Consider the following 22582-nt stretch of genomic DNA (forward strand, 5'->3'; position numbering starts at 1 on the left):
CACGTTATCTTCTTAAACGTACTATCTTGTTACTCTCTTCATCATGTCAAAGAACTTTGCTTCGCGTCTTCCGAAACTCGTGGCGATGATCGTTCTCAGCGCCGTACTACCCGATTGGGAGTGCAAAAGTCCTACATTTATTTTTAAGATGCAAGTGCCGGAAGAAAAAAAATGAAAATAATTTTATCTTTTTTTATAACTCCCTAATCGTCATAAGTTTAGTTGTGATTTTTTTTATTGCTTAATAGTATTTTCGGAAAGTGAGGGTTCATACGGTTGGGTCTACCTAAAAAACTCTACCGTATGTTCCGATGCGTATTGGTCATCACCTGGCTTTATTCTTTTAACGAAGAAACGAGCCTTTTTCCCGAGCCTGAGGCTTGTGTATCTTGCCACAACATGCTCTTGTGTACCAAGAGGCTGTAAAGACGGATACCAAAGGATATAACCTGGCTTGTCAAACAGAAGTTGTGGCTCTGACCAGTTTTGGCTGTTTGCATCAATTCCCAGATCACGGTTTTTATTGAAGGAAATATAAACCTGGCTACCCTGCCATGATTTTCCGACTACCTTGGCCATTAACATTACCCAGCAATTCAGATAGGTGTTCCAGCTGACAGATGGCCCCCAATAAAACCCACCTGTTGCAGACGATGCGGGGCCTCCTCCGGCCTTTAATGGTATTTGCAATTTACTTATAGGTTTTCCAAAACTGTTATAAGCTGCACCAAAACCGGTTCCATCCCATCTTTTTGCTTTCCCCTGCGGGTTTTCCAGATCTTTTAGCGCAATACGTGCTACGCTTATGCACTGACCACTCCATTCAGTTTCCATCTTATAGGTACTTTTATCGTAAATACCGGGGTAGCCATACTCTCCATAGAATAGGTAAAGGTATTCTCCGCTTGCCACGGCGGATGGGTCACCAACGCCACCTGCAAATGTGTTGGAGATATTGTTAGGTTTTGAAATCATTCTGGGATTAAGATCTTCAATGAAAATACCTCTGTTGTCCCAGCTTTTTCCCCCATTTGTTGATTTCATAATCCCGATCCTGCACACCGCTGCGGGGCTTTCGGACCCTCTCAACCCCTGAGGCCACTTTTCATTTTTATATCCTTCCTTGGTTAATGAATCGTAGGGGAGTGTCGATGGATAATTTTCATTATGATAAACGGCGTAAAGGGTGTTGCCTGATTTATCGTGCGGTTCCTGATAAACGGTTTCAAACCATACTGCTCCATGCAAACCCTGTTTGCCAACCGAAGCATTTTTTGGCAGCACAGGATCTGAAAATTGGCTGGGATTACTTTTAAATGCTTCATCGGCATTGCGCCCATTGGCAAATTTGAGATCCTTCGCATCACCCCAAAGAGGGTCTTCACCGTATTTTCCTGGGAAGATTCTGAAGGTATCACCAATCCAGGCTTCTGCCATATTACAATCCACAAAGGAATTGAATACTATTTTTTCAGAAGACGTCAGCCTGAACTGTGGTTGCTTTACCTCGTCCTTTCTGAGAGAGCAACCTTCCAATAAGGCAGACACTATTGAAAGGCATATTAAAGATAATAAAGACGAGTTGTTCATGATATAAATATTGCAAGATATTGTGTGTGAAAAATAAGATGCAATATTCTAATAATATTCTGATTGTACAAAGATAATTCAGGGTTTCATATCATTCTTTATGAACACTTTACCCGGTTTTGAAAATATATAGATCAAATCAAAATGCTGGTTCTCCATCCCTTACCAATGCCCAAACGCGAACCGTAGCAAAAGAACATGGATGACAAATGACAGTATCGTCAGCGCGATCTTTATGGTCATATCCTTTTTTGAAAACAAGCCAAGCCGGTTAAGTAGAAGGCCTGAAACCAAGCCAATCAATGCAAAAGCCGGCCAGGGATCCATTTTCCAGATCGAAAAAAAGAAGTGGAATGGCTCCGCGGCGAAAAAAAAGGAGCTCGGACGAAAGGGGTAGACCAGAGAAACTATCTGTAAAATAAAATAGAGCACACATACAGTGAATTCTATGGTAAGAAGATATTTCAAGGGCTCATGAACAACTTTGAGATATCTAGTTTTTAATAAAAAATATAAGGTCATAAGTATAACCAGCTTCATCAAAATGAACCATATAAAAAAAGAAATGGTTGGCGCCGGATCCAAGATCTTGCAGACAAAAGCTCTTAGTAAAAGCTGCCGTTTATAGGAAGGGTGGCGCAGGGTGCCTACCACAATGCGCAGGAAATTGGTATAAAAAACCCATACGGTAAAGGCAAGCAGATAGCCGGACAAAGCTGCCCGGCTAAAATACTTTTGTAGAAACAACGATACAGGATTCATTTGCCAATCGAAAGAAGGATCTCCTTGCGCGACTTACCATCAAACTGGTGTAGGTTTTTCTCTATTGTTGCCAGCGCAGTTATATACGTTTTATCTTTTGACAGCATACGGTAGTTGTTAAATAAAGGTTTGTGTTTTTTTCTGAAATCTTCCCAGTACTCAATTTTCTAATTAGAGACAGATCGAATTTTTGAGACATACAAAGAGAACCTCAGCGGCCAAATCAAAATGCTGGTTCTCCATCCCTTTACCAATGGCCAAACGCAAGTCGAAGCAGTATAACATAGATCAAAAATGATAATACCGTTAGCGCAATCCTTATAATTATATCTTTTTTTGAAAACAAGCCAAGCCGGTTAAGTAAAAAAGCGGAAACAAAACCAATCAATGCAAAAGCTGGCCAGGGATCCATTTTCCAGATCACAAAAGGGATTGTTAATGGGCTGACAGCGAAAAAAAAGGAGCTCACATGGAAAGGATAAACCAGTGACGCTATCTGTAAAATAAAATAGAGGACGCAGACTGTGAATTCTATTGTAAGAAGATATCTCAATAGTCCATGAAATACTTTGAGATAGCTGGTTTTTAATAGAAGGAACAGGATTATGAGCACCGACAGTTTTAGCAAAGTAAACCAAAGAAAAAAAGAAATAGCTTCCGAGGTATCCATAAGTCTACAAATAAACCCTCTGATTTCAATCCGAAGCTTGTAGGATGGATAAAACAGGAAGCTTACCAGAATGCTAAGTGCGTTATTGTAAAGCACCCATACGATAAAGGCAAGCAGATAGCCGGCCAACGCTGCCCGGCTAAAATACTTTTGTACAAGCAGAGCTATACGATTCATCTGCCCATGTTAAGAAGAATCTCCTTGCGCGACTTGCCGGTAAACCGGTTCAGGTCTTTCTCAATCGTGGCCAGCGCAGTTAAATACGTTTTATCTTTTGACAGCATAATAGTTGTTAAATAAAAGATTGTGTGTTTTTTTAATCTTCCCAGAACCCCATTTTTTCCTTAAAGTCAGATAGATATTTTTGAGAAATACAAGAACCTTAATGGCGATATATTAAGTCCTTACAAATGCCCAAACGCGAGTCGAAGCAAGATAACATGGATGGCAAATGACAGTATCGTCAGCGTGATCTTTATGGTCATATCCTTTTTTGAAAACAAGCCAAGCCGGTTAAGTAGTAAACCTGAAACCAAGCCAATCAATGCAAAAGCCGGCCAGGGATCCATTTTCCAGATCGAAAAAAAGAAGTGGAATGGCTCCGCGGCGAAAAAAAAGGAGCTCGGACGAAAGGGGTAGACCAGAGAAACTATCTGTAAAATAAAATAGAGCACACAGACAGTGAATTCTATGGTAAGAAGGTATGTCAAGAACCCATGCAATACTTTGAGATACTTGGTCTTCAATAGAAAAAAAAGGATTACTACTACAAGCAGCTTTAGCAATATAAAGCCAAGAAAAAGATAAGTAATTGCAGTGATATTTCCTCCCCCTTTATTACAAACAAATGCTCTGAGCAAAAACTGCCGCTTATAGGAGGGATAGAGCAGAGAACCTAGCAAAATACGAAGAACATTGGTATAAAGCACCCATAGGATAAAGGCAAGCAGATAGCCGGACAACGCTGCCCGGCTAAAATACTTTTGTAGAAACAATGGTATAGAATTCATTTGCCAATCGAAAGAAGGATCTCCTTGCGCGACTTACCATTAAACCGGTGCAGGTCTTTCTCAATCGTTGCCAGCGCAGTTAAATACGCTTTATCTTTTGACAGCGTACGGTAGTTGTTAATAAAAGACTGCGCCTCTTTTTTGAAATCTTCCTTATACACAATCTCTGCATCAGAGCCAGATTGGAGCTTTTGTGCTATACCGTGAACTTTAACAGCAAAATCGAAATGCTGCCCTACGCTTTTTTTGTTTATTGCTTTACTCTGTATGGCAGCCTTGGAAATGGCATAATAAAAATTGATATAACTTCTGCCCTTTTCTGTTTTACTTAAAAAATGATCCCGAAAATTATATGCCTCTTCATTGTTTAAGGATGCCGTACGGGCGTTAGTTGCACCGATCTGCGCGTTTATTTCGCTTTCTTCACATGGCCCGCCCCAATTCATAACATTACATTTAAAATCATTAATACTACTAACCCACTCGCAAACGGCGGCGGTTGGGTCGCCACACGATGTACAATCGGACATTGTCACGAAATTAACATCAGATGCATTTGTGATGGCGGTACCAAGATTATACGCTGGGTATGTTTCTTCCGTAGTTCTGGCGGCGTTCAAAGCGGAAGTTCTCAGATCTGACATATTGATCATTGTCCATTTGATAGAAGGGTTTTTAAATACGACCGCTCCTAACCAATTCATTTCCGCAAGGCGCACATGTTCCGTATATACGCTAAACCGATCATCCTTCTTCAATGAATTTCCACTAACGGTATAAAGGTTGTGGTATAATCCGGAATTTTGAATGGTCATCACGCTAATACCCTGTATATCAGATAACCCGATATCTGTGGTTGATTTGGTTGTGAATAAGGTAATAAATTTTGGCTGCTGACCTTTGTAACTAAATGATTGATTGAAATGCGATTCCAGCTTTTTGGTGAGTACCTCTGCCATTTCCGAGTTAAGATCGAGGCGGACCTGTGAAAAATTTGGCTTTTCCGGATCGTATTCACCTATATTAGCTTCTGATTTTGTCATGTTCACTACATCAAGCTCAATATTGCCTACTTTGAAAAGGCTGGACTGGGGTAAATTCTCCGTTGTCGGGGTTGTTTCACAGCCAATGGTTAAACAGAGCAGAAAGGCTGCAACAATGATTAAACTGAACACACTTGTTTTTAACAAAACGGTAAATAGCGTTTTCATGTTTGATTTGATTTAGATTGTTGGATAATGTAAAACAAGATACCTGTGTCATGACTTTACAAACCTAAAACTATCCTCTCCGGCAAAAAAGAGCAAAAATACCTCAGTTTTTTAGATAAAAACAATAAATAATACGATTAATCAAATTTATGGAAGGAAGGGGCATTGCCGTGCCAGTCATTATACAACTTCTGCAATTCGTTGCAATTGCGGCGGGCAAGACAACCCAGTTTGGAATATCCCTTTACATTCAACTTATCACCAATCCGGCTACGATAGTTGTGAACGCTTTTTATTTCAATCGACAAGATTTGAGCTATATCCGCGTTGGGCAAGTCACGCGCTATGAACATCAAAACCTTCCATTCCGTGTGGGTAAGGCTGTAAAGGGATGATATTGACAATTGTCCTGTCTCGTCCTGTTTATCGCTCATATGACCCCATAGTTAAAGTATGTGGACATATTCTGGCCCATTCTGTTGCGATACATTTGATTCGGAAGAGCATTGGTTAATACCAACACTTCCCAAACTCTTTGGTTAAGAGCGTAGAAACAATCGTCCTGATTGTAGAATGATAAGTTGTTTTCGGGAAAAGTATTTTTCATAAATGTGTAAAACAAAATGAATGATTATCCAATCTGTTTTTCACAACGTCGAAGCAAATTTAGTCGAATACTTATCCAGGTAATGCGACAACTTTATCAAAAAAACTAAAAGTATTCTACAATAGCAAGCAATATTTGTAGGAACAACTATATACCTTTAAAATACTCAATTACATGCATTTTTAAAAGCGCTTCCTGCTTGTCAATACCACCTTGTGGTAATGCCCTGTTCAATATATAATGCGGCCAGCCGTCTTTATCCCTTTTTTCAAACAGATAATATGAAGACAAGCTTAACACCTTACATATTCCTATATGCATAAGATCCTGTTTTTGCTCCTTTGTAAATCTTTTTGCACCCTGCCCCAATTCTTGTACACCTATTAGAAACAAGACGCCATTCAAATCAGCCGGGCGTTTGCCTAATAATTCTTCCAAAGTTTGAAGCATGTGTTCCCATTGTGCTTCGAGAGGCTGGTCCTCTATATTTAATGTGCTCATATAAGTTCTTGGTCTGTTAACATGTATCAGTCAAAACTTAACCCGATGACCTATTATATCCGTAGAATACTTTACATCTATATATATAGGAAAGAAAATCACAGCGAATTATGGACTGGTAATCAAATCTCCGGTTTGTTTTTGTTTAATCAAAACCAATAACGGAACGCAGACGTTCTATTTGTCAGGATGTTTTAATTTTCTTGTAAAATGATTGTAAACTCTTTGTCATATAAAGAATAGAAAAGAGTGCATTTGATGGTTTTTCCTAACTTTGGGTTTTGCCGGATGAAAATGTGGCATACGGATACGAACAATATATATAAGGAGGAAGATAGATTGAGCAAGCCAGAATATTTAGATACACTGAATGAACCGCAACGTCAGGCTGTGGTTTATGGAAATGGACCATTAATGATCATTGCCGGTGCCGGTTCAGGAAAAACACGAGTACTTACTTACCGGATTGCCCATTTGATTGAAAATGGTGTAGACCCGTTTCGTATTTTATCCCTGACTTTTACAAATAAGGCATCCGGGGAAATGCGGAAACGTATCGAAGGTGCTGTCGGAACGGAAGCGAGAAATATCTGGATGGGTACTTTTCACTCTGTTTTTGCAAAAATTCTGCGGATAGAGGCGAGATATCTGGGTTATACCAGTGATTTTTCGATTTATGATACCGATGATTCCAAGTCATTATTACGCAGTATTATAAAGGAATATAATCTGGATGACAAAGTTTATAAAGCCAATGTGGTTTATAACCGGATCTCGGGAGCCAAAAACAGACTGGTTTCTGCGGATGATTATATCAATAACGCTGTAATCCAGGCGGATGATGAAGCTGCAAAAATGAAAGAGATCGGGCGGATTTACAAAACCTACGTAACGCGCTGTTTTCAGGCGAATGCGATGGATTTTGATGATCTGCTTTTCAATACCAATGTTTTGTTCCGCGATTTTCCTGATGTGTTGTATAAATATCAGCACAAATTCCAGCACGTGATGGTGGATGAGTTTCAGGATACCAACGTTTCGCAGTACCTTATTACAAGAAAATTATCGGCGGTCAACCGAAACATAGTGGTTGTGGGTGATGACGCGCAAAGTATTTATGCTTTCCGTGGAGCCAATATTGAGAACATCCTGAATTTTGAAAAGGATTTCCCGGATGTTCAAACCATAAAACTGGAACAGAATTACCGTTCAACAAGTACGATTGTTAATGCTGCAAATTCAGTCATTGCCCGAAATAAATCCCAGTTGAAAAAAGAAACCTTCACTGTAAATGAGGAAGGTTCAATGATTGATGTGATTAAAGCAGGTTCGGATAATGAAGAAGGACGTTTGGTTGCAGGAGCGATTTTTGAAGAAAAAATGCAGAAATCGCTTAAAAACGAGAATTTTGCTATTCTATATCGTACCAATGCACAGTCGCGTTCTTTTGAAGAAGCGCTTCGGAAGCTGGGAATTAAGTACCGGATTATCGGAGGTCAGTCTTTTTATCAAAGAAAAGAGATTAAAGATATTTTAGGATACCTGCGTTTTACGGTTAATCAACGTGATGAAGAAGCTTTCAAAAGGATTATTAATCTTCCAAAACGTGGGATTGGAGATACAACTGTTGCCAGAATTACGGTAACAGCGGCGGAAAATAATGTTCCGATCTGGGAAGTTGTAAGTAATATTGGAAACTATGCAACCGGCCGGACGATAACACCAATTGAACAGTTTGGTACTTTAATCAAAAGTTTTAAGCTGATGATTGAGGCTGGAAAAGATGCTTTTGAAGTTGCAGCACATATTGCAAAAGTTTCCGGAATACTGAAAGATCTTTATGAAGATAAAACGGTAGAAGGACTTTCGCGTTACGAAAACGTTCAGGAATTGCTGAATGCGATCAAGGAATTTGTTGATAGTGAAGAGAATGAAGACAAAACATTAAGTGCTTTTCTTCAATCCGTTTCGCTTTTGACAAATGCCGACGAGCCGGATGAAAACGAAGATAATGATCGCGTTACGATGATGACAATTCACTCGGCGAAAGGTCTGGAATTCAGAAATGTGTTCATTGTAGGTTTGGAAGAAGACCTTTTTCCAAGTCAGATGATGCTCGAAAGTCGCCAGGATCTGGAAGAAGAACGTCGTTTGTTCTATGTAGCGATTACCCGGGCCGAACAGAAACTTACTTTCTCTTATGCGGAAAGCCGTTACCAGTGGGGACGACTGAAAATGTGCGAACCAAGCCGGTTTTTGCTTGAAGTTGATGCAAAATATTTGAATATTTCTCAGTCTTTCCAAAGAGAAATTGGTCGTGAAGGGTCCTCTTCCTCACCGATGTCTTTTGTCAAAAATCTAAGTCCGAGGAGACCGACGGAACCAAGACCGGCTACTGCCACATCATCTCACACACCATCTTCGGATTTTGTACCTAGTGATACGCACGGGCTTGTAGAAGGCGATAAGGTGGAACATTCCAAATTTGGATTTGGCACGGTTGTTAAGATGGATGTAAACGGAACGGATCGGAAAGCCACTGTTAAATTTGATAAAGTCGGTGACAAAACTTTATTGCTAAGTTTCGCCAAATTAAGAATAGTGAAATAAATCGTATTCGATAGTTATAGTACGATCAACGAAGACTTTACCTAATAAACCATACACCGCCACAAGACTTTATTAATCCGTTAATACTCTTGTGGCGATGTTCTAATTATTTGATTTTTTAACCAATTAAATTATGTTCATCGAGAAAGACCTTCAACAGATTCAGGAACGCGGAAGTGATGCCACGACAGTGGAAGAGCAAGTGCATTATTTTGTAAATGGATTTCCATTTCTACATCTTTCAAAAGCTGCAACCGTTGGCGACGGAATTATCCGCCTAACCGACGAGCAAATTGAAAAAGTGGTAAAAGAATTCGATAAAAGTTCGGCGGACGGAGAAATTGCGTTGTTGAAATTTGTGCCGGCATCAGGTGCTGCGACACGTATGTTTAAGTCGTTATTCAGTTTTTTACAGGAAAACAAGAAAGATAAATCGGTTGACGAGTTTTTCGCGAGATTGACAGAATTTGCTTTTTATGAAGATTTAAAAACTTCTCTGGCATCTGATGGAATCGATATCACAACGGCTGACGAAAACACAATCGTAGCTTATTTCTTGAATAACAAAGGATTAGGATACGGAGAATTGCCAAAAGGATTGTTGAAATTCCATAATTACGAAAGCAGCTCACGTACACCTTTGGAAGAACATTTGGTAGAAGGTGCGCATTATGCAAACGCCGGAAGTAATGTTCAGATCCATTTTACAGTATCTCCTGAACACCGCGATAAATTTGAAAAACTGGTTGTGGAAGTTCTTCCAACCTATCAAAGCGAATTTGGTGTGACTTATATGGTATCGTTTTCAGAGCAAAAAAGCGCTACAGATACCATCGCTGTAAACATGGATAACTCGCCTTTCCGTGAAAAAGATGGCGGTTTGTTATTTCGTCCGGCTGGTCATGGCGCTTTGCTGGAAAATCTAAGCCAGTTGGATGCTGATATTATTTTTATCAAAAACATTGATAACGTAGTTCCTGACAGAATTAAGGGAGATACAGTAACGTATAAAAAGGCACTGGCCGGAATTGTTCTGGATTTCCAAAAAAGAATATTCAGCTATCTGGCGAAACTGGGGAATGGAGCAGACGCATCGTTACTGGCTGAGCTGGATTCGTTTTTCAGAAATGAATTGTGTGTAGTTCCTCCGGCAACGTATGAAAGTTGGTCAGATGACAGGAAAACAGAATATTTTATTGGTAAACTGGATCGCCCTTTGCGTGCCTGCGGTATGGTAAAAAATCAGGGAGAACCTGGTGGCGGACCATTCTGGGCAGAAAATGCAGACGGATCTTCTTCATTACAAATTGTTGAATCGGCGCAGGTTGATGTTGACAGCGAACAACAAAACGGCATTTTCAAAAATTCAACACACTTTAATCCGGTTGATCTGGTATGTGCGATTAAAAACAAAGACGGACAACTTTATGATTTAAAGAAATTCCGTGATCCTTTGACAGGATTTGTCACCTACAAATCTAAAGACGGAAAAGAGCTTAAAGCACAGGAATTACCAGGATTATGGAATGGCTCTATGGCAAACTGGAATACTCTTTTTGTTGAAGTTCCATTGATTACCTTCAACCCGGTAAAAACTGTAAATGATTTGCTACGCGAACAGCATCAGTAGTGTCAAAATAACATTTGTAAAAACAAAAACGTCGAATCCATTACGGGTTCGACGTTTTTGTTTGGAATAAATTCCAGAATATCATGATTGTCAGGGGTACTTTTTCAAGGAATTGGTAAAACCTTACTTTCTTTGAAAGTTGACAAAATAACCATAGTCTGGGTACTTGCTACTTCTTCAATTTCATTGATTTTTTCCAGCATCAGTTTTTGATATGTACTGATATCCTTTGAAATTACTCTTAACAAGAAATCGCCTGTACCTGTAATGTGGTGGCATTCGATCACTTCTGGTATTGCATGTATTTTTTCAACAAATGATTCAGTAACAGCTTTTCTATGGCCAACCAGGGAAATTTGTACAAAAGTACTTACGCCCAAGCCAACTCTTTCAGGTTCAAGCTGTGCGTGATAGCTTTTGATAATTCCTGATTGCTCAAGTTTTTTAACACGTTCCAATGTTGGAGCCGGAGAAAGCCCGATTTCTTTTGAAAGCTGAGCGTTCGTTATTTTGGCATTGGTTTGTAAAATCTCCAGTACTTTACGGTCTATCTGGTCTAATTTAATGATAGCAGACATTGCTTATAACATGGTTTATAGTTAGCCCCATTTTTTAGGACGCTGCAAAACTAATTAGTTTCCCGAAGATAATTATAACTTTCTACTGAAAATTTGTCAAAAAAAAGAATTTTAATAGGTAAAACGGCTTTTTAGTGCTGAATTGTTGGGTATTATTTTTAAAGTGCCCTTTAATATTAATTTGCTTAAACGGAATAAGCCTCTATTTTCTGTAAAAAATCCTGATATGTTATTTTAATTCCTTCCGTCAAATCGGTCTTATGTTTCCATCCCAAAGCATGAAGTTTGCTGACATCCATCAATTTTCGGGGCGTTCCATCAGGCTTATCCGTATTCCAATGCACCTCCCCTTCATAGCCAACGGTTTCCTTGATAAGTTCAGCAAGTTCTTTAATGGTTACATCCGTTCCAACGCCAATATTCAGGAATCCCGGTTCGCTGTATGTTTCCATCAGGAAGCAACAGGCGTCTGCCAAATCATCGGCGTGCAGAAATTCACGCAAAGGCGAACCGGTTCCCCAAAGCTCAACCGAGGGCTTATTTTCCTCTTTTGCTTCATGAAATTTGCGGATCATAGCAGGAAGAACGTGTGATTTGTTCAGATCGTAATTATCATTCGGACCGTAAAGATTTGTTGGCATAACCGAAATAAAGTCGCACCCATACTGACTGCGGTAAGCTTCGCACATTTTTATTCCGGCGATTTTGGCAATCGCATAAGGCTCATTCGTAGATTCCAAAGTACCTGTTAGCAAAGAATCTTCATGTAAAGGCTGCGGCGCCAGTTTTGGATAAATACAGGAAGAACCCAGGAAAAGTAATTTTTTTACATTGGCGCGATAAGCGCTATCAATAACATTGTTCTGGATTTGCAGGTTTTCAAACAAAAATTCAGCACGATAAATATTGTTGGCCATAATCCCCCCTACTTTCGCAGCGGCCAGGAAAACATATTCAGGGCGCTCGGTTTGAAAGAAATCACGTACATCAGCCTGTTCGCGCAAATCAAGTTCCGAAGATGTCCGGAATACAAAATTATTGAAGCCGTCTGCAAGCAATCTGCGGTGAATTGCAGAACCTACCATACCCCGATGCCCGGCAATATAAATTTTAGCGCTTTTTTCCAATGTCTTATGTAAATTTGTATGTTGAAAAATCAATATCTTTAATACCCAATTCGTTACAAAAGTAACAATCTTACCCTGAAGAAAAATTCAATACACATGCAAAGAGTTATAATAGTCTGGTGTTTTGTCACTGTTTTCCTTGTAAAAGGTGCATTGGCGCAGACTGACAAAAAAGAAGATTCACCGCCGTCTTGGCTTCCCAAAGCTGCTAATACGGATTCGGTCAATGCAAAAAAAGGCTCGAAAGATATTAAATCATTTATATCAGGGCTGGATCCTGCTGTAAATGCTTCTTTGCCTGGCGGGAATAGCAAATCAACAACGCTGTCTACACTTTTTGGTGAAACAATTCCTGATTTAGGATTAAAAGTGAAGGAATACAAGAGTCACAAAGCCGATAGAAAATTAAAGAAAGAAAAAACAAGACTTGCCAAAGTCATGTACAAAGGCATTCCTATGGAAGTAATGTCGATTCGGTATGGTAGCGGAGACCGGGCCAATCTGGAATTATTTCATGTTTTGAAAGAATACAAACCGCTTGATATTTACGCCCGGGCAACAGAAACACGCTGGTATGATACAAAAACGAAAAAATTAAGTTCTGCCCTGATCAAGGATAAGGAAAAATCAAGGTTGCTTCACGGTTCATATAAAAAGTATAACGGCGATAATCTGATTGAGGAAGGATTTTATTACATGGGCGTGAAAGATGGCCGCTGGGTAAAATACGATTCAAAGTTCAATCTGGTTGATAAAGCAATCTGGAATAAAGGGTTTCCGGCTGAGTCCAGGATCACGTATTACGATTCTACGCATACCAAAATGAAGGAAGTGATTCCGGTAGCGTTTGGTGAAACCAGCGGAGAATATGCATCGTTTTATGACGAAGGGCAATTGAAGGTCAGCGGAAAATATGATCATGGCAAAAAAGTGGGCCGCTGGGTCGAATATTATCAATACCGTCGTCAACGGAAAAAAGAAATTCAACACCCAAAATCAAGCTGGGATGAAGAATTCGACCCTTTTGTTTTGAGAGAATGGGACGAGAAAGGGAAACTTCTTTACGATTATACCAAAGATCCGCGTGCGTCTGCCGAGGAAGAAACTGAAAATTAATAAGGATCATGAGGGGAAATTCCCCTCTTTCTGCTTTATTCGTGCCTTGTAAAAAACTCGTGGCAATTAGCTTTTGGCTATGGCTTAAAATCAACAAGATAAAAGTTGAAAATATAGCATTAATTATTTTCAGCATTTATTAACACAAGTCACTTCATTTATGTTCAAAACTTTCCTGAATTTTGCCAGGAGTAAAACCTGGCTGGCAGTAATCTTTTGCCTGATTCCGATCGTAATCTACATTTTTGTTTTCAAAGTCATCGCTCTGAATATCAATTATGTAGCATTTGATGATATTTTAATTTTGGGCGTTATTCCAGGATTTGAAGATGCTTCCTGGCCAGATCGCTGGCGCCGCCTCACCGAACTTTTTCCTGAACACCGCCTTGTTTTTTCCCGCTCCGTAATTCTTTTATTCCATTCACTTTTTGGAAAAATCAATATGGTTTGGCCTATGATTGTGGCCAATATTTGCTGGGCGGGTTGTGCGTATGTTTTTTATAATGTTTTTAAAAAGCTGCGTTTATCCTTATGGTATTTTGTGCCGGTGCTGTGGCTTTGGTTTAATATTCAGTCTTTTGAAAATATTTTCTGGGGCGTAAGCTCACTTTGTAATTATGGCGTTTTATTGTTTGTGTTAAGCTCCATTTATTTCGCAACACATCATCCCCAACAACATTATATCGCAATTATTTTCGCAGTTATCGCCACGTTTACGTATGGTAACGGACTTATGGTTTTTCCGGTAATTGGTCTGATTGCCTGGTTGATGGGACGAAAAAAAGATTTTTTTATAACCGTTTTTATCACGGCTGTTATTGCAATAATTTATTTTATTGATTTCACTCCAATTACCCAAAATCTTGATTTTTCAAACCCGGAACAGGTTAAAGAAGGTTTCCTTGGATACTTTGGTTTTATCGGCTCAATCGCAACAATTTCAGCTTATGACGGAACTCCTTCGGTTTTGGCGACAGCCGTGGTTTTCGGGTTTATCCTGATATTTTCCGTATTGTTTTTATTTAGAAAACAATACGTCTCACTTTGGAAGGCTGCCTGGCGAAAAACAGATTATACCAATTCCAGCGCATTATTCGCAATGGGAATTCTGGCTTTTGTGGCTATCACAACTTTGGCGCTGGTCTACAAACGTATCCCGACAGACACTTTTGAGGGCATGTTTAAAGGCCGTTACAGAATGTATTCGACGCTTTGGTGTATTGCTTTATATTTTGGTATCCTGTCCCTTACTTCCCGTCCACGGCTTCGTGTTGCAGTAACCGCATTTGTGCCATTAACAATCTTTTTAAACCTGATTATTCTTGACAGTAATTTTGTATTGGCTGTGAATAATCGCCGTATGGCCATTGTTCAAGAATTCAACGCCCGTTACAATGCAGATTGGCTTGGTATTAGAATGTTTTCCATGGATCAGGCACATTTTGAAAAAATACGAGCCTACTATCATTCAGACGATCCACTGGCAGAAGGATGGAATCCCAAAAATCTTTCTGATTCTATAACGTGTGCGAAAAGTTATCAGCCTGATGTTGTCAAAAAAGAAGGTAATTATCTGAATGTAAACTTTGAAAATGACTTTTTTAAAACAGAGAAAGATTATTCTGACGGAGCTTATGTAATACTGAAATCGGTAAATCATACCTATGCTGCTGCTCAGACTCAGTCAGTAGTACCAATCAAAACAATGCTCAGGAGATTGATGTATTTTAATAAAGGTGCTTATGCATCTTTTCACACCGCAACCGTTGAGCCGGGATTTTACAGGATTTATCTTTTGGTAAGAAAAGCTGGTGTGAACACGATTTATTTTACTGGAAAAACCTGGAAAGAGGAATAATTTATCCCTAAAATTTACGGTGAATTTCAGTTAAAATCCGTTCAACTTCCTTCCGGACTTCTGACGAGGGACGCGTGAAATTGTTGTTCATGAAGCTGAATGTCATGGTTTTTCCTTTTTTGGTAACCAGATATCCGCTCAAATTATAATTGTTACTGAAACTTCCGCTTTTGGCAAAAACAAAAGGCGCCTCACCTTTAAATGAATTCCGGAGATTTCCGGTACTTCCTCCATTTGGCAAAATTTTGTACAAACGTTCCTGCGGTACTTTTGCATAGATTTTCTGTAACAAAGCGGTAATCGTTCTTGGCGTGAAAAGGTTATAACGGCTCAATCCTGAGCCATCTTTCCAAACCAGACTATCTGGTAAATCACTCAAATAATTTTTTGTCATATGCTGAATAGCCTGTTCGCTGTTCAAGGGCAAACCTTTTGCAGAGGCATATAACAACATCAGCTGATCCGCCAGCATGTTGTCACTCACATACATCATGCGTCTGTATAAGGAATCAGACGGAATGCTATAAATCGTTTTTAGCTCAATACTAAGCGGAATATGAATCAGTTTGATTTCCTTTTTCAAAGCCTCGCTCAAAAGTTGAACGGTAATCTCATCCGACATGCGGACAGGAATATCAACCGATTTTCCTGATATAATCGCTTTTTCAGAATAATGGAATGAATTTTGAAATTCTTCTCTTTTAATGCCTTTTATGGATGTATCGGCTAACATGGATTTGCTCCAGAAAGTAGGTCTTACTTTGAAAATTTTATCTGTTATGCCTGTAAAGCGTACAATATTTCCATAAACCGGCATCGAAGAAAGCTCAGGTTGATAGGAATCATTATAGTCGCTCCACGCCCAGCCTGGTCCATATCTTTCGTCTTTAAAATTTACCGGAGAGAAAAATATTTGCTCTTTTCTGCTTTTCAAAAAATCGATCACGGCACTTTTCGGAAGGTCCGGATGAAGCAAAGATGGATCACCTGTACCGCGAATAATCAATAATTCTCCCCATTCAAGATATTCAATTCCGGGTATTGAATCGCCCAATGCGCATAAACCGGCATAGAAACTGAACAATTTTGTGTTGGAAGCAGGATTGAAATATTTGTCGGATTGATAAGAAGCCAGGGCCTTGTCTCCAGTAAGATTTTTGATTGAAACGCCCGTATGCTGCTGGCTTAAAACCGGAGAATTTTTTATTTCATGTTTTAAATAATGGGAAACCGAGCAGCCAGATAATGAGAGTAAAGTAATCAGGAAGAGGAGCGTGCGCATAGAAATCTGTTAAAAATAGACTGTAAAGTTAGTAGTTTCAGCTAAAAAACGATCAAAGGGCAGCCTTAGTTTTTAACGGGCTCGAATTTTTTCGAAACAATCACTCCATTGAATTTAGTAATTTGCACGTTCTTAGCATAAGTCATTTGTAAACGCATACTATGAGTAACCTTCAAGCTGTCCTGAAACAATACTGGGGCTATGATCAGTTTCGGCCTGTGCAGGAAGAGGCGATCCGGTCTGTGCTGGAAGGAAATGATACACTTTTGCTGCTGCCAACCGGTGGCGGGAAATCGATCTGTTTTCAGGTTCCGGTAATGACTATGGAAGGCGTTTGCATTGTGGTAACGCCACTTATTGCTTTGATGAAAGATCAGGTTGAACAATTGAAACGGCGTGATATTTCAGCTGCGGCAATTCATTCGGGCATGAATCGCCATGAAATTGATATTACGCTGGACAATTGTATTCATGGACAAACGAAGTTTCTATATGTTTCGCCAGAGCGCCTTCGTACTGAAATTATGATCGAACGGACTAAACAGATGAAAGTTTGTTTGTTGGCAGTTGATGAGGCACATTGTATATCTGCCTGGGGTTATGATTTTCGTCCATCGTACCTTTTAATTTCCGAATTCCGCTTATTAATTCCAAAAGTTCCGGTTATGGCTTTGACTGCCACAGCCACGGAACGGGTTCAGATTGATATTATTGACAAACTGGAAATGAAACCTGTCCGGGTTTTCAGGCAGTCTTTTGCACGGGCAAATTTGTCTTATTCCACTTTTTTAGAAGAAAATAAGGAAAGGAAATTATTGCAGATTCTTAAAAATGTTCCGGGCACCGCAATAGTGTATGTAAGAACGAGAAAACGTACCAAAGAACTGGCAGATTGGCTCACTAAACAAGGCCTTCGTGCTGCGGGATATAATGCAGGTCTGCCTTTTAAAGAAAGATCGGACAGACAAACCGCCTGGCTGAAAAACCAGGTTCGGGTTGTGGTTGCAACCAATGCTTTTGGTATGGGAATCGATAAACCGGATGTACGGGCTGTGGTTCATTTTGACTTGCCGGATAATCTGGAAGCTTATTATCAGGAAGCTGGCCGGGCCGGTCGTGATGAAAAAAAGGCGTTTGCCGTGGCACTTTTCAATAAAATTGATCTGGAGGAACTGGCTGAAAATGTCGAGAAAAAATATCCACCGATGGATGTTTTAAGAAGGGTTTATCAGTCTTTGGCAAACTATTATAAAATTCACGTAGGCGGAGGAGAGTTTTCGGCTTATGATTTTGATATACAAAACTTTACAGGAATATTTGGACTCATTGTTAATGAAACGCACTACGCTTTAAAACTGCTTGAAGAGGAAGGTTTTATCCAATTAAGTGAGAATTTTAACAATCCCGCCAAGCTGCATTTTGAAGTGGACAACCGGCAATTATATGATTTTCAAATACGTAATCCGGAGTATGATTCGTTTGTAAAATTGTTGCTCCGGATTTATGGCGGAGAACTTTTTACTGAATATAAAAAGATTTCGGAAAGCGAACTGGCTCAGATTTACTTTGTACCGGAAGTAGAAATTCTAAAGAAATTGTCGTTCCTTAAAGAACGTGGCATCGTGGATTACGAACCAAGAAGAGATAAACCGCAGCTTACTTTTTTGACGCCGCGATATGATGCGGCATTATTACCGCTGAATGTTTTTGAAATTGAAAGAAGACGTGAGCGTGACAGACAAAAAGCAAGATCTGTTATTCAATATGCATCCAATACAAACCGTTGCCGGACAATCCTTTTACTGGAATATTTCAATGAAATGGATGGGACAGATTGTGGTGTTTGTGATGTTTGTCTGAAAAATAAAAAGAATGAACCGCGCCCGGAAATTGACGAAGAATTAGGTAATCAAATTCTGCATTATTTAAAAAGTTTCGGGGCGGTAACGCCGCGTGCGTTAAGCCAGATATTTGAAAATGTTGCTGAAAAACCTTTCCTGCAAACGTTAAGATACTTAATTGATGAAGAAATTATAAACTATGACCAGGTTGGGAAACTGACCTTAAACAGCAAATATCATTCTTGAAAAAGCATATCTACAACCTCACACTGGTATTAGGGTTCCTGGCAAAAACGGCTTCTGCACAACAAATTCCCGGACTAGCCGCCAGTAATTATGGAGGACTTTACCGGGCCACTGAAAATCCATCGGCAATTGGCGGTTCTAAATTTAAATGGCAGGTCAATATCGGAACCATAGGAAGCAGTATTAACCACCGCTATTTTGTTTTTCTGGGTAAAAATTCACTATTCTATCCACTTTTGGCGGCTCATTCCAAAGATGAATTGTACGGTCGTTCGCGTACCATGGGCTCGCTCACGGATAAAGATCCAATTTATCTTACAAGTGAAATCCGCTGGCCTTCCGCGATGTTTTCTATTGGAAAATATCAGGGTGTAGCCATTCAATTCCGTACAAGAGGTTTTGTAACGGGAAATAATGTTCCGGACGATATCCGAAATCTTTATTTCAAACGGCTTGACACCGGAATGGATGACGTGGCGCGCACGGATTGGGGGAAATTCAACCTGGTACAGCAGAGCTTTTCTGAAATGAGTTTCTCTTATGGTGTACAGTTACTGGATCTGGATGCGCATAAATTACGTGTTGGGGCAACGGGTAAAAGGATTTTTGGAGCCAGAATCGGGTACTTGAAAGGTTCAGTAGATAATTTCCAGGTTAGAAAACTAACCGGAGCACAGGATGAAAGCGAACTGGTTTTGAATAATTTTTCATACGAAACAGGATATAGCCAGCAAAACCAAAAAATGAAGTTAGGTGATTTGTTTAATTCAGATAAGTACGCTGCTGGCTGGGCTTACGATCTGGGAGTGACGTATGAATTGGGTAATTATTGGCAAAATACAGATGAGGCATTCGACCAGAATCCAAAGTATCTTTTGCGTCTTGCAGCCTCTTTAACCGATATTGGATCGATTAAATACAAAACAACAGGAAGCCGTGTAATTGCCGGACAGCAGGAACAAACGATTATCGGTCAAAAGGAACTGGAAATAATAGGAAATGAAGGAGCTGACGGATTAATGAATTTATATCCGGCGAGTTCTGATACAACTTTTAACAGTAAAGTAAAATTACCGCAAGCAGTACATTGGGAAGCTGATGTGCAATTGGTAAAAGGCTTTTTTGTTACATTATCACAAACGAAACGTTTTAAATCTCTGACGGATAATGTATTGAGTGTAGCACAACCAAACGTATTTACCGTCACGCCACGTTTTGAAGATGAAGATTCAGATTTTGCTTTTCCAATCTCTTTCATTCAGGGAAATAAAAGAGTAGCGATAGGAGCACTGGCGCATTTCGGGCCGATTTTCATTGGATTTAGTAATATTAATGGTTTGATGAAAAGCGGAGGCGCAAGAGGGAGTATGGCTTATGTCGGGGTGAGTGCTTGGAAGTTGAAGGGGTGGAGGAAAAAGTGATTTTAATAATGTCCTTTTAAAGAATGAATGAAGATTTTCTCTTCTTCTATTTCATAAATCAATCGATGCTCCTGGTTTATTCTCCTTGACCAAAGACCCGAAAGATTATGTTTTAGTCCTTCTGGTTTTCCCAGTCCCTCGAATGGAGTATCCTGAATGGACTTGATGAGACTTGATATTTTTTTGAGTACGACCTTGTTCCCACTTTTAACCCAGTACTTAAGATCATCATCAGCATCAGGCAGGAATATTATTTCCATAAACTATCAATCTCATCGATGGAAGAGACTCTGCCTTTTCCTGCCTTTTTATCTTCTTTGCTTTTTTCAATTTTAGTAACGAATTTGGGGTGATATGGCTTTTCTTCTGATTCAAAAGAAATTTCCAAAGCCTTGGCGACAGCTTTTAAGGCTTCCAGTTTTTTGGGGCTATTAGATCGAAATATTAAGGTTTCCATGACTTTATTGATTTTGTAATTATAAAGTTAACCATTTCTTCTAAATCTTAATTTTGTTAATGATCTTCAATTACAAAATATTAAATCTACCCTTTCCGCCCAAACCAGCTCCCAATCCTCCGGAACATTCTCTTTTCAAATTCCCAGAAAAAAGAAAATCTGCCCCAGATCCAGCCCCAGGCCAGTAAAGCGGCTTGGTAAAGAGGTAAAATAATCAGAATATTCACCGTCCAGAGAAGCCATGACGGTGAAGTTTCCTTGGATAAACCAACCAGATCAAAAAGTGCGCGCTTGATGTATAAAATGGAAAATCCGGTACAGGCAAAAACCAGTAAAATGATTAAGACATCCCATCCATTTTTAACATTCCAGCGCTGCTTTAACTTTTCAATCATACTGATCTATTCGTATAAAAATCCCAGGTGATCTGCTTTGATTATTTCGGTATCCAAAGGAAGGAATTCTTCCCAGAACGGATCATTCGGAAGGCCTGCTTTGCATATAATCGGCTCCTTTTTTACAGGATGTTCAAAGAAAAGACGACGGGCATGTAAGTTAATACTTGCATCCGGATTTGGTTTTGGATAGCCATATTTCAAATCACCACGAATCGGACAGCCCATAGAAGCCAGCTGAACGCGGATCTGATGCGGACGGCCGGTAACTGGTGTTACTTCAAGCAAATTGAATTTATTGACATCCCCCAAAAGTCGGTAACTAAGTTCAGCGCGCTGCGATCCCGGTACTTCGTAATCGTAAGCGGTTGTTACATTTCTCTGCTCATCTTTGATCAGCCAATGTACCAGTTTTCCCTTTTTTTCTGGCGGACGGTTTTTTACAACAGCCCAGTATGTTTTTTGAACATCGCGTTTACGGAAGATTTCATTCATTCTTTCCAACGCTTTTGACGTTTTTGCAAATACAACCAAACCGCTAACGGGGCGGTCCAGACGGTGCACGGTTCCTAAAAACACGGCTCCGGGCTTATCGTATTCTTCTTTGATATATTCCTTCAACATTTCAAGTAAAGGCTTGTCACGCGTTGAATCGCCTTGTACAAGAATACCTGGTTCTTTGTTGACAATCAGTAAGTGATTGTCTTCATATATAATCTGAAATGGGCGCTTTGCCATAATTTTCTATTTTAATCTTTTGTTATTTCCTAGTAAAAAACAAAAGTGAGGTGATCAATAAGACTCTTTTTCGTTTGGAAAAGATTTGCCTTTAACGTCTTTAATATAATTGGTAATTGCCTCGTTCATGATGTCATTTAAATTGGCATATTGACGAAGAAAACGTGGTTTAAAACCTTTGTTGATACCCAAAACATCATGCAAAACAAGAATCTGTCCGTCGGCATGTGGCCCTGCTCCTATTCCTACGGTTGGAATGGCGATACTTTCAGAAACCAGTTTTGTAAGTGTAGAAGGAATTTTTTCCAGAACTACGGAAAAACAACCAATCTCATCCAGCATTTTGGCATCTTCCAAAAGCTTTTTAGCTTCAACTTCTTCCTTGGCACGAACGGTGTAGGTACCAAATTTGTAAATAGACTGCGGTGTAAGTCCCAAATGCCCCATTACAGGAACGCCGGCACTTAATATCCGCACAACCGATTCCTTAATTTCCAGTCCGCCTTCCAGCTTCACAGCATGTGCGCCGGATTCTTTCATGATACGAATAGCGGAACGCAACGCTTCTCCCGAATTTCCCTGATACGATCCGAAAGGAAGATCAACGACTACCAACGCACGTTTCACAGCACGTACAACCGATGATGCGTGATAAATCATCTGGTCAATCGTGATCGGTAATGTAGTTTCGTGGCCAGCCATTACATTGGAAGCCGAATCTCCTACAAGGATCAGCTCAACCCCGGCAGCATCCACGATCCCGGCCATTGAATAATCATAAGCGGTCAAACAGGATATTTTTTCGCCCCGCGTTTTCATTTCCTGAATGATATGGGTCGTAACGCGTTTTATATCAGAACTATGTATAGACATCTTTTTTAATTGTAAATGGTTAAGGGTTAATTACTAATGGTGTCTGGTAAAACATTAAC

21 protein-coding genes are annotated in these 22582 nt (G+C 39.7%); 8 read left to right on the forward strand and 13 right to left on the reverse strand.

Going from position 1 to position 22582, the window contains the following annotated elements:
- Positions 1-282: 282 nt before the first annotated feature.
- Entirely contained in the window at positions 283-1548 is a 1266-nt protein-coding gene (locus FZF08_RS25030) for a hypothetical protein (protein ID WP_229216691.1), read from the reverse strand.
- A gap of 244 nt (positions 1549-1792) precedes the next feature.
- Between FZF08_RS25030 and FZF08_RS25035 the strand changes: the two genes are divergently transcribed.
- Complete coding sequence (locus FZF08_RS25035) at positions 1793-1987, forward strand: hypothetical protein (protein WP_159475238.1); 195 nt, start codon at positions 1793-1795, stop codon at positions 1985-1987.
- A 612-nt stretch (positions 1988-2599) separates the two neighbouring features.
- On the opposite strand, the gene FZF08_RS25040 is transcribed toward FZF08_RS25035, so the two are convergent.
- Entirely contained in the window at positions 2600-3199 is a 600-nt protein-coding gene (locus FZF08_RS25040) for a hypothetical protein (protein ID WP_159475240.1), read from the reverse strand.
- Between the two features lie 267 nt (positions 3200-3466).
- Between FZF08_RS25040 and FZF08_RS25045 the strand changes: the two genes are divergently transcribed.
- Positions 3467-3661 carry a hypothetical protein gene (locus FZF08_RS25045; RefSeq protein ID WP_159475242.1) on the forward strand — a complete coding sequence of 65 codons (195 nt, stop codon included), beginning with the start codon at positions 3467-3469 and terminating at the stop codon, positions 3659-3661.
- A gap of 367 nt (positions 3662-4028) precedes the next feature.
- On the opposite strand, the gene FZF08_RS25050 is transcribed toward FZF08_RS25045, so the two are convergent.
- From FZF08_RS25050 to FZF08_RS25060, 3 genes are all read right to left on the reverse strand, one after another.
- On the reverse strand, positions 4029-5243 hold the full coding sequence (locus FZF08_RS25050; RefSeq protein ID WP_159475245.1) for a hypothetical protein: 1215 nt from the start codon (positions 5241-5243) through the stop codon (positions 4029-4031).
- A gap of 137 nt (positions 5244-5380) precedes the next feature.
- On the reverse strand, positions 5381-5677 hold the full coding sequence (locus FZF08_RS25055) for a helix-turn-helix transcriptional regulator (protein ID WP_159475248.1): 297 nt from the start codon (positions 5675-5677) through the stop codon (positions 5381-5383).
- 320 nt (positions 5678-5997) lie between these two features.
- Complete coding sequence (locus FZF08_RS25060; protein ID WP_159475250.1) at positions 5998-6351, reverse strand: hypothetical protein; 354 nt, start codon at positions 6349-6351, stop codon at positions 5998-6000.
- 294 nt (positions 6352-6645) lie between these two features.
- On the opposite strand from FZF08_RS25060, the gene FZF08_RS25065 reads away from it, so the two are divergent.
- Together FZF08_RS25065 and FZF08_RS25070 are read left to right on the forward strand one after the other, a co-directional pair.
- Positions 6646-8961 carry an ATP-dependent helicase gene (locus FZF08_RS25065; protein ID WP_159475613.1) on the forward strand — a complete coding sequence of 772 codons (2316 nt, stop codon included), beginning with the start codon at positions 6646-6648 and terminating at the stop codon, positions 8959-8961.
- 133 nt (positions 8962-9094) lie between these two features.
- The gene (locus tag FZF08_RS25070) at positions 9095-10591 is read left to right on the forward strand and encodes a DUF4301 family protein (RefSeq protein ID WP_159475252.1); all 1497 of its coding nucleotides are present in this window, start codon (positions 9095-9097) and stop codon (positions 10589-10591) included.
- 104 nt (positions 10592-10695) lie between these two features.
- Here FZF08_RS25070 and FZF08_RS25075 read toward each other — a convergent pair whose 3' ends face one another.
- Both FZF08_RS25075 and FZF08_RS25080 read right to left on the reverse strand, forming a co-directional pair.
- Positions 10696-11169, reverse strand: coding sequence for an Lrp/AsnC family transcriptional regulator (locus tag FZF08_RS25075; protein WP_090340796.1), 474 nt, complete (start codon positions 11167-11169; stop codon positions 10696-10698).
- 185 nt (positions 11170-11354) lie between these two features.
- Positions 11355-12296 (reverse strand): GDP-L-fucose synthase, encoded by a 942-nt coding sequence (locus FZF08_RS25080; RefSeq protein WP_159475254.1) that lies wholly within the window; start codon positions 12294-12296, stop codon positions 11355-11357.
- Between the two features lie 96 nt (positions 12297-12392).
- Here FZF08_RS25080 and FZF08_RS25085 point away from each other — a divergent pair, with 96 nt between their 5' ends.
- Both FZF08_RS25085 and FZF08_RS25090 read left to right on the forward strand, forming a co-directional pair.
- Positions 12393-13412: a toxin-antitoxin system YwqK family antitoxin gene (locus tag FZF08_RS25085; RefSeq protein WP_159475256.1), complete on the forward strand. Its 1020-nt coding sequence runs from the start codon at positions 12393-12395 to the stop codon at positions 13410-13412.
- Positions 13413-13572: 160 nt separating this feature from the next.
- A complete protein-coding gene (locus FZF08_RS25090) occupies positions 13573-15270 on the forward strand; it encodes a hypothetical protein (RefSeq protein ID WP_159475258.1) in 1698 nt (565 codons plus the stop codon).
- Between the two features lie 7 nt (positions 15271-15277).
- Here FZF08_RS25090 and FZF08_RS25095 read toward each other — a convergent pair whose 3' ends face one another.
- A complete protein-coding gene (locus FZF08_RS25095; RefSeq protein WP_159475259.1) occupies positions 15278-16552 on the reverse strand; it encodes a D-alanyl-D-alanine carboxypeptidase/D-alanyl-D-alanine-endopeptidase in 1275 nt (424 codons plus the stop codon).
- 161 nt (positions 16553-16713) lie between these two features.
- On the opposite strand from FZF08_RS25095, the gene FZF08_RS25100 reads away from it, so the two are divergent.
- Both FZF08_RS25100 and FZF08_RS25105 read left to right on the forward strand, forming a co-directional pair.
- Positions 16714-18639 carry an ATP-dependent DNA helicase RecQ gene (locus FZF08_RS25100; RefSeq protein ID WP_159475261.1) on the forward strand — a complete coding sequence of 642 codons (1926 nt, stop codon included), beginning with the start codon at positions 16714-16716 and terminating at the stop codon, positions 18637-18639.
- Complete coding sequence (locus FZF08_RS25105) at positions 18636-20060, forward strand: DUF5723 family protein (protein WP_229216692.1); 1425 nt, start codon at positions 18636-18638, stop codon at positions 20058-20060. Before FZF08_RS25100 ends, FZF08_RS25105 begins: the two co-directional genes overlap by 4 nt.
- Positions 20061-20062: 2 nt before the next feature.
- Here the strand turns inward: FZF08_RS25105 and FZF08_RS25110 are convergent, their stop codons facing one another.
- From FZF08_RS25110 to panB, 5 genes are all read right to left on the reverse strand, one after another.
- Positions 20063-20320 (reverse strand): Txe/YoeB family addiction module toxin, encoded by a 258-nt coding sequence (locus tag FZF08_RS25110; RefSeq protein WP_159475263.1) that lies wholly within the window; start codon positions 20318-20320, stop codon positions 20063-20065.
- Positions 20311-20517: a DUF2683 family protein gene (locus FZF08_RS25115; RefSeq protein ID WP_159475266.1), complete on the reverse strand. Its 207-nt coding sequence runs from the start codon at positions 20515-20517 to the stop codon at positions 20311-20313. Before FZF08_RS25115 ends, FZF08_RS25110 begins: the two co-directional genes overlap by 10 nt.
- A gap of 86 nt (positions 20518-20603) precedes the next feature.
- Positions 20604-20912, reverse strand: coding sequence for a DUF6787 family protein (locus FZF08_RS25120; RefSeq protein ID WP_159475269.1), 309 nt, complete (start codon positions 20910-20912; stop codon positions 20604-20606).
- A gap of 6 nt (positions 20913-20918) precedes the next feature.
- The gene (locus tag FZF08_RS25125) at positions 20919-21650 is read right to left on the reverse strand and encodes an RluA family pseudouridine synthase (RefSeq protein WP_137341215.1); all 732 of its coding nucleotides are present in this window, start codon (positions 21648-21650) and stop codon (positions 20919-20921) included.
- Positions 21651-21704: 54 nt separating this feature from the next.
- Entirely contained in the window at positions 21705-22523 is an 819-nt protein-coding gene (panB, locus tag FZF08_RS25130; protein ID WP_159475272.1) for a 3-methyl-2-oxobutanoate hydroxymethyltransferase, read from the reverse strand.
- Positions 22524-22582: the final 59 nt, after the last annotated feature.

The organism is Dyadobacter sp. 3J3, assembly GCF_009801115.1.
Classification (GTDB): Bacteria; Bacteroidota; Bacteroidia; order Cytophagales; family Spirosomataceae; genus Dyadobacter.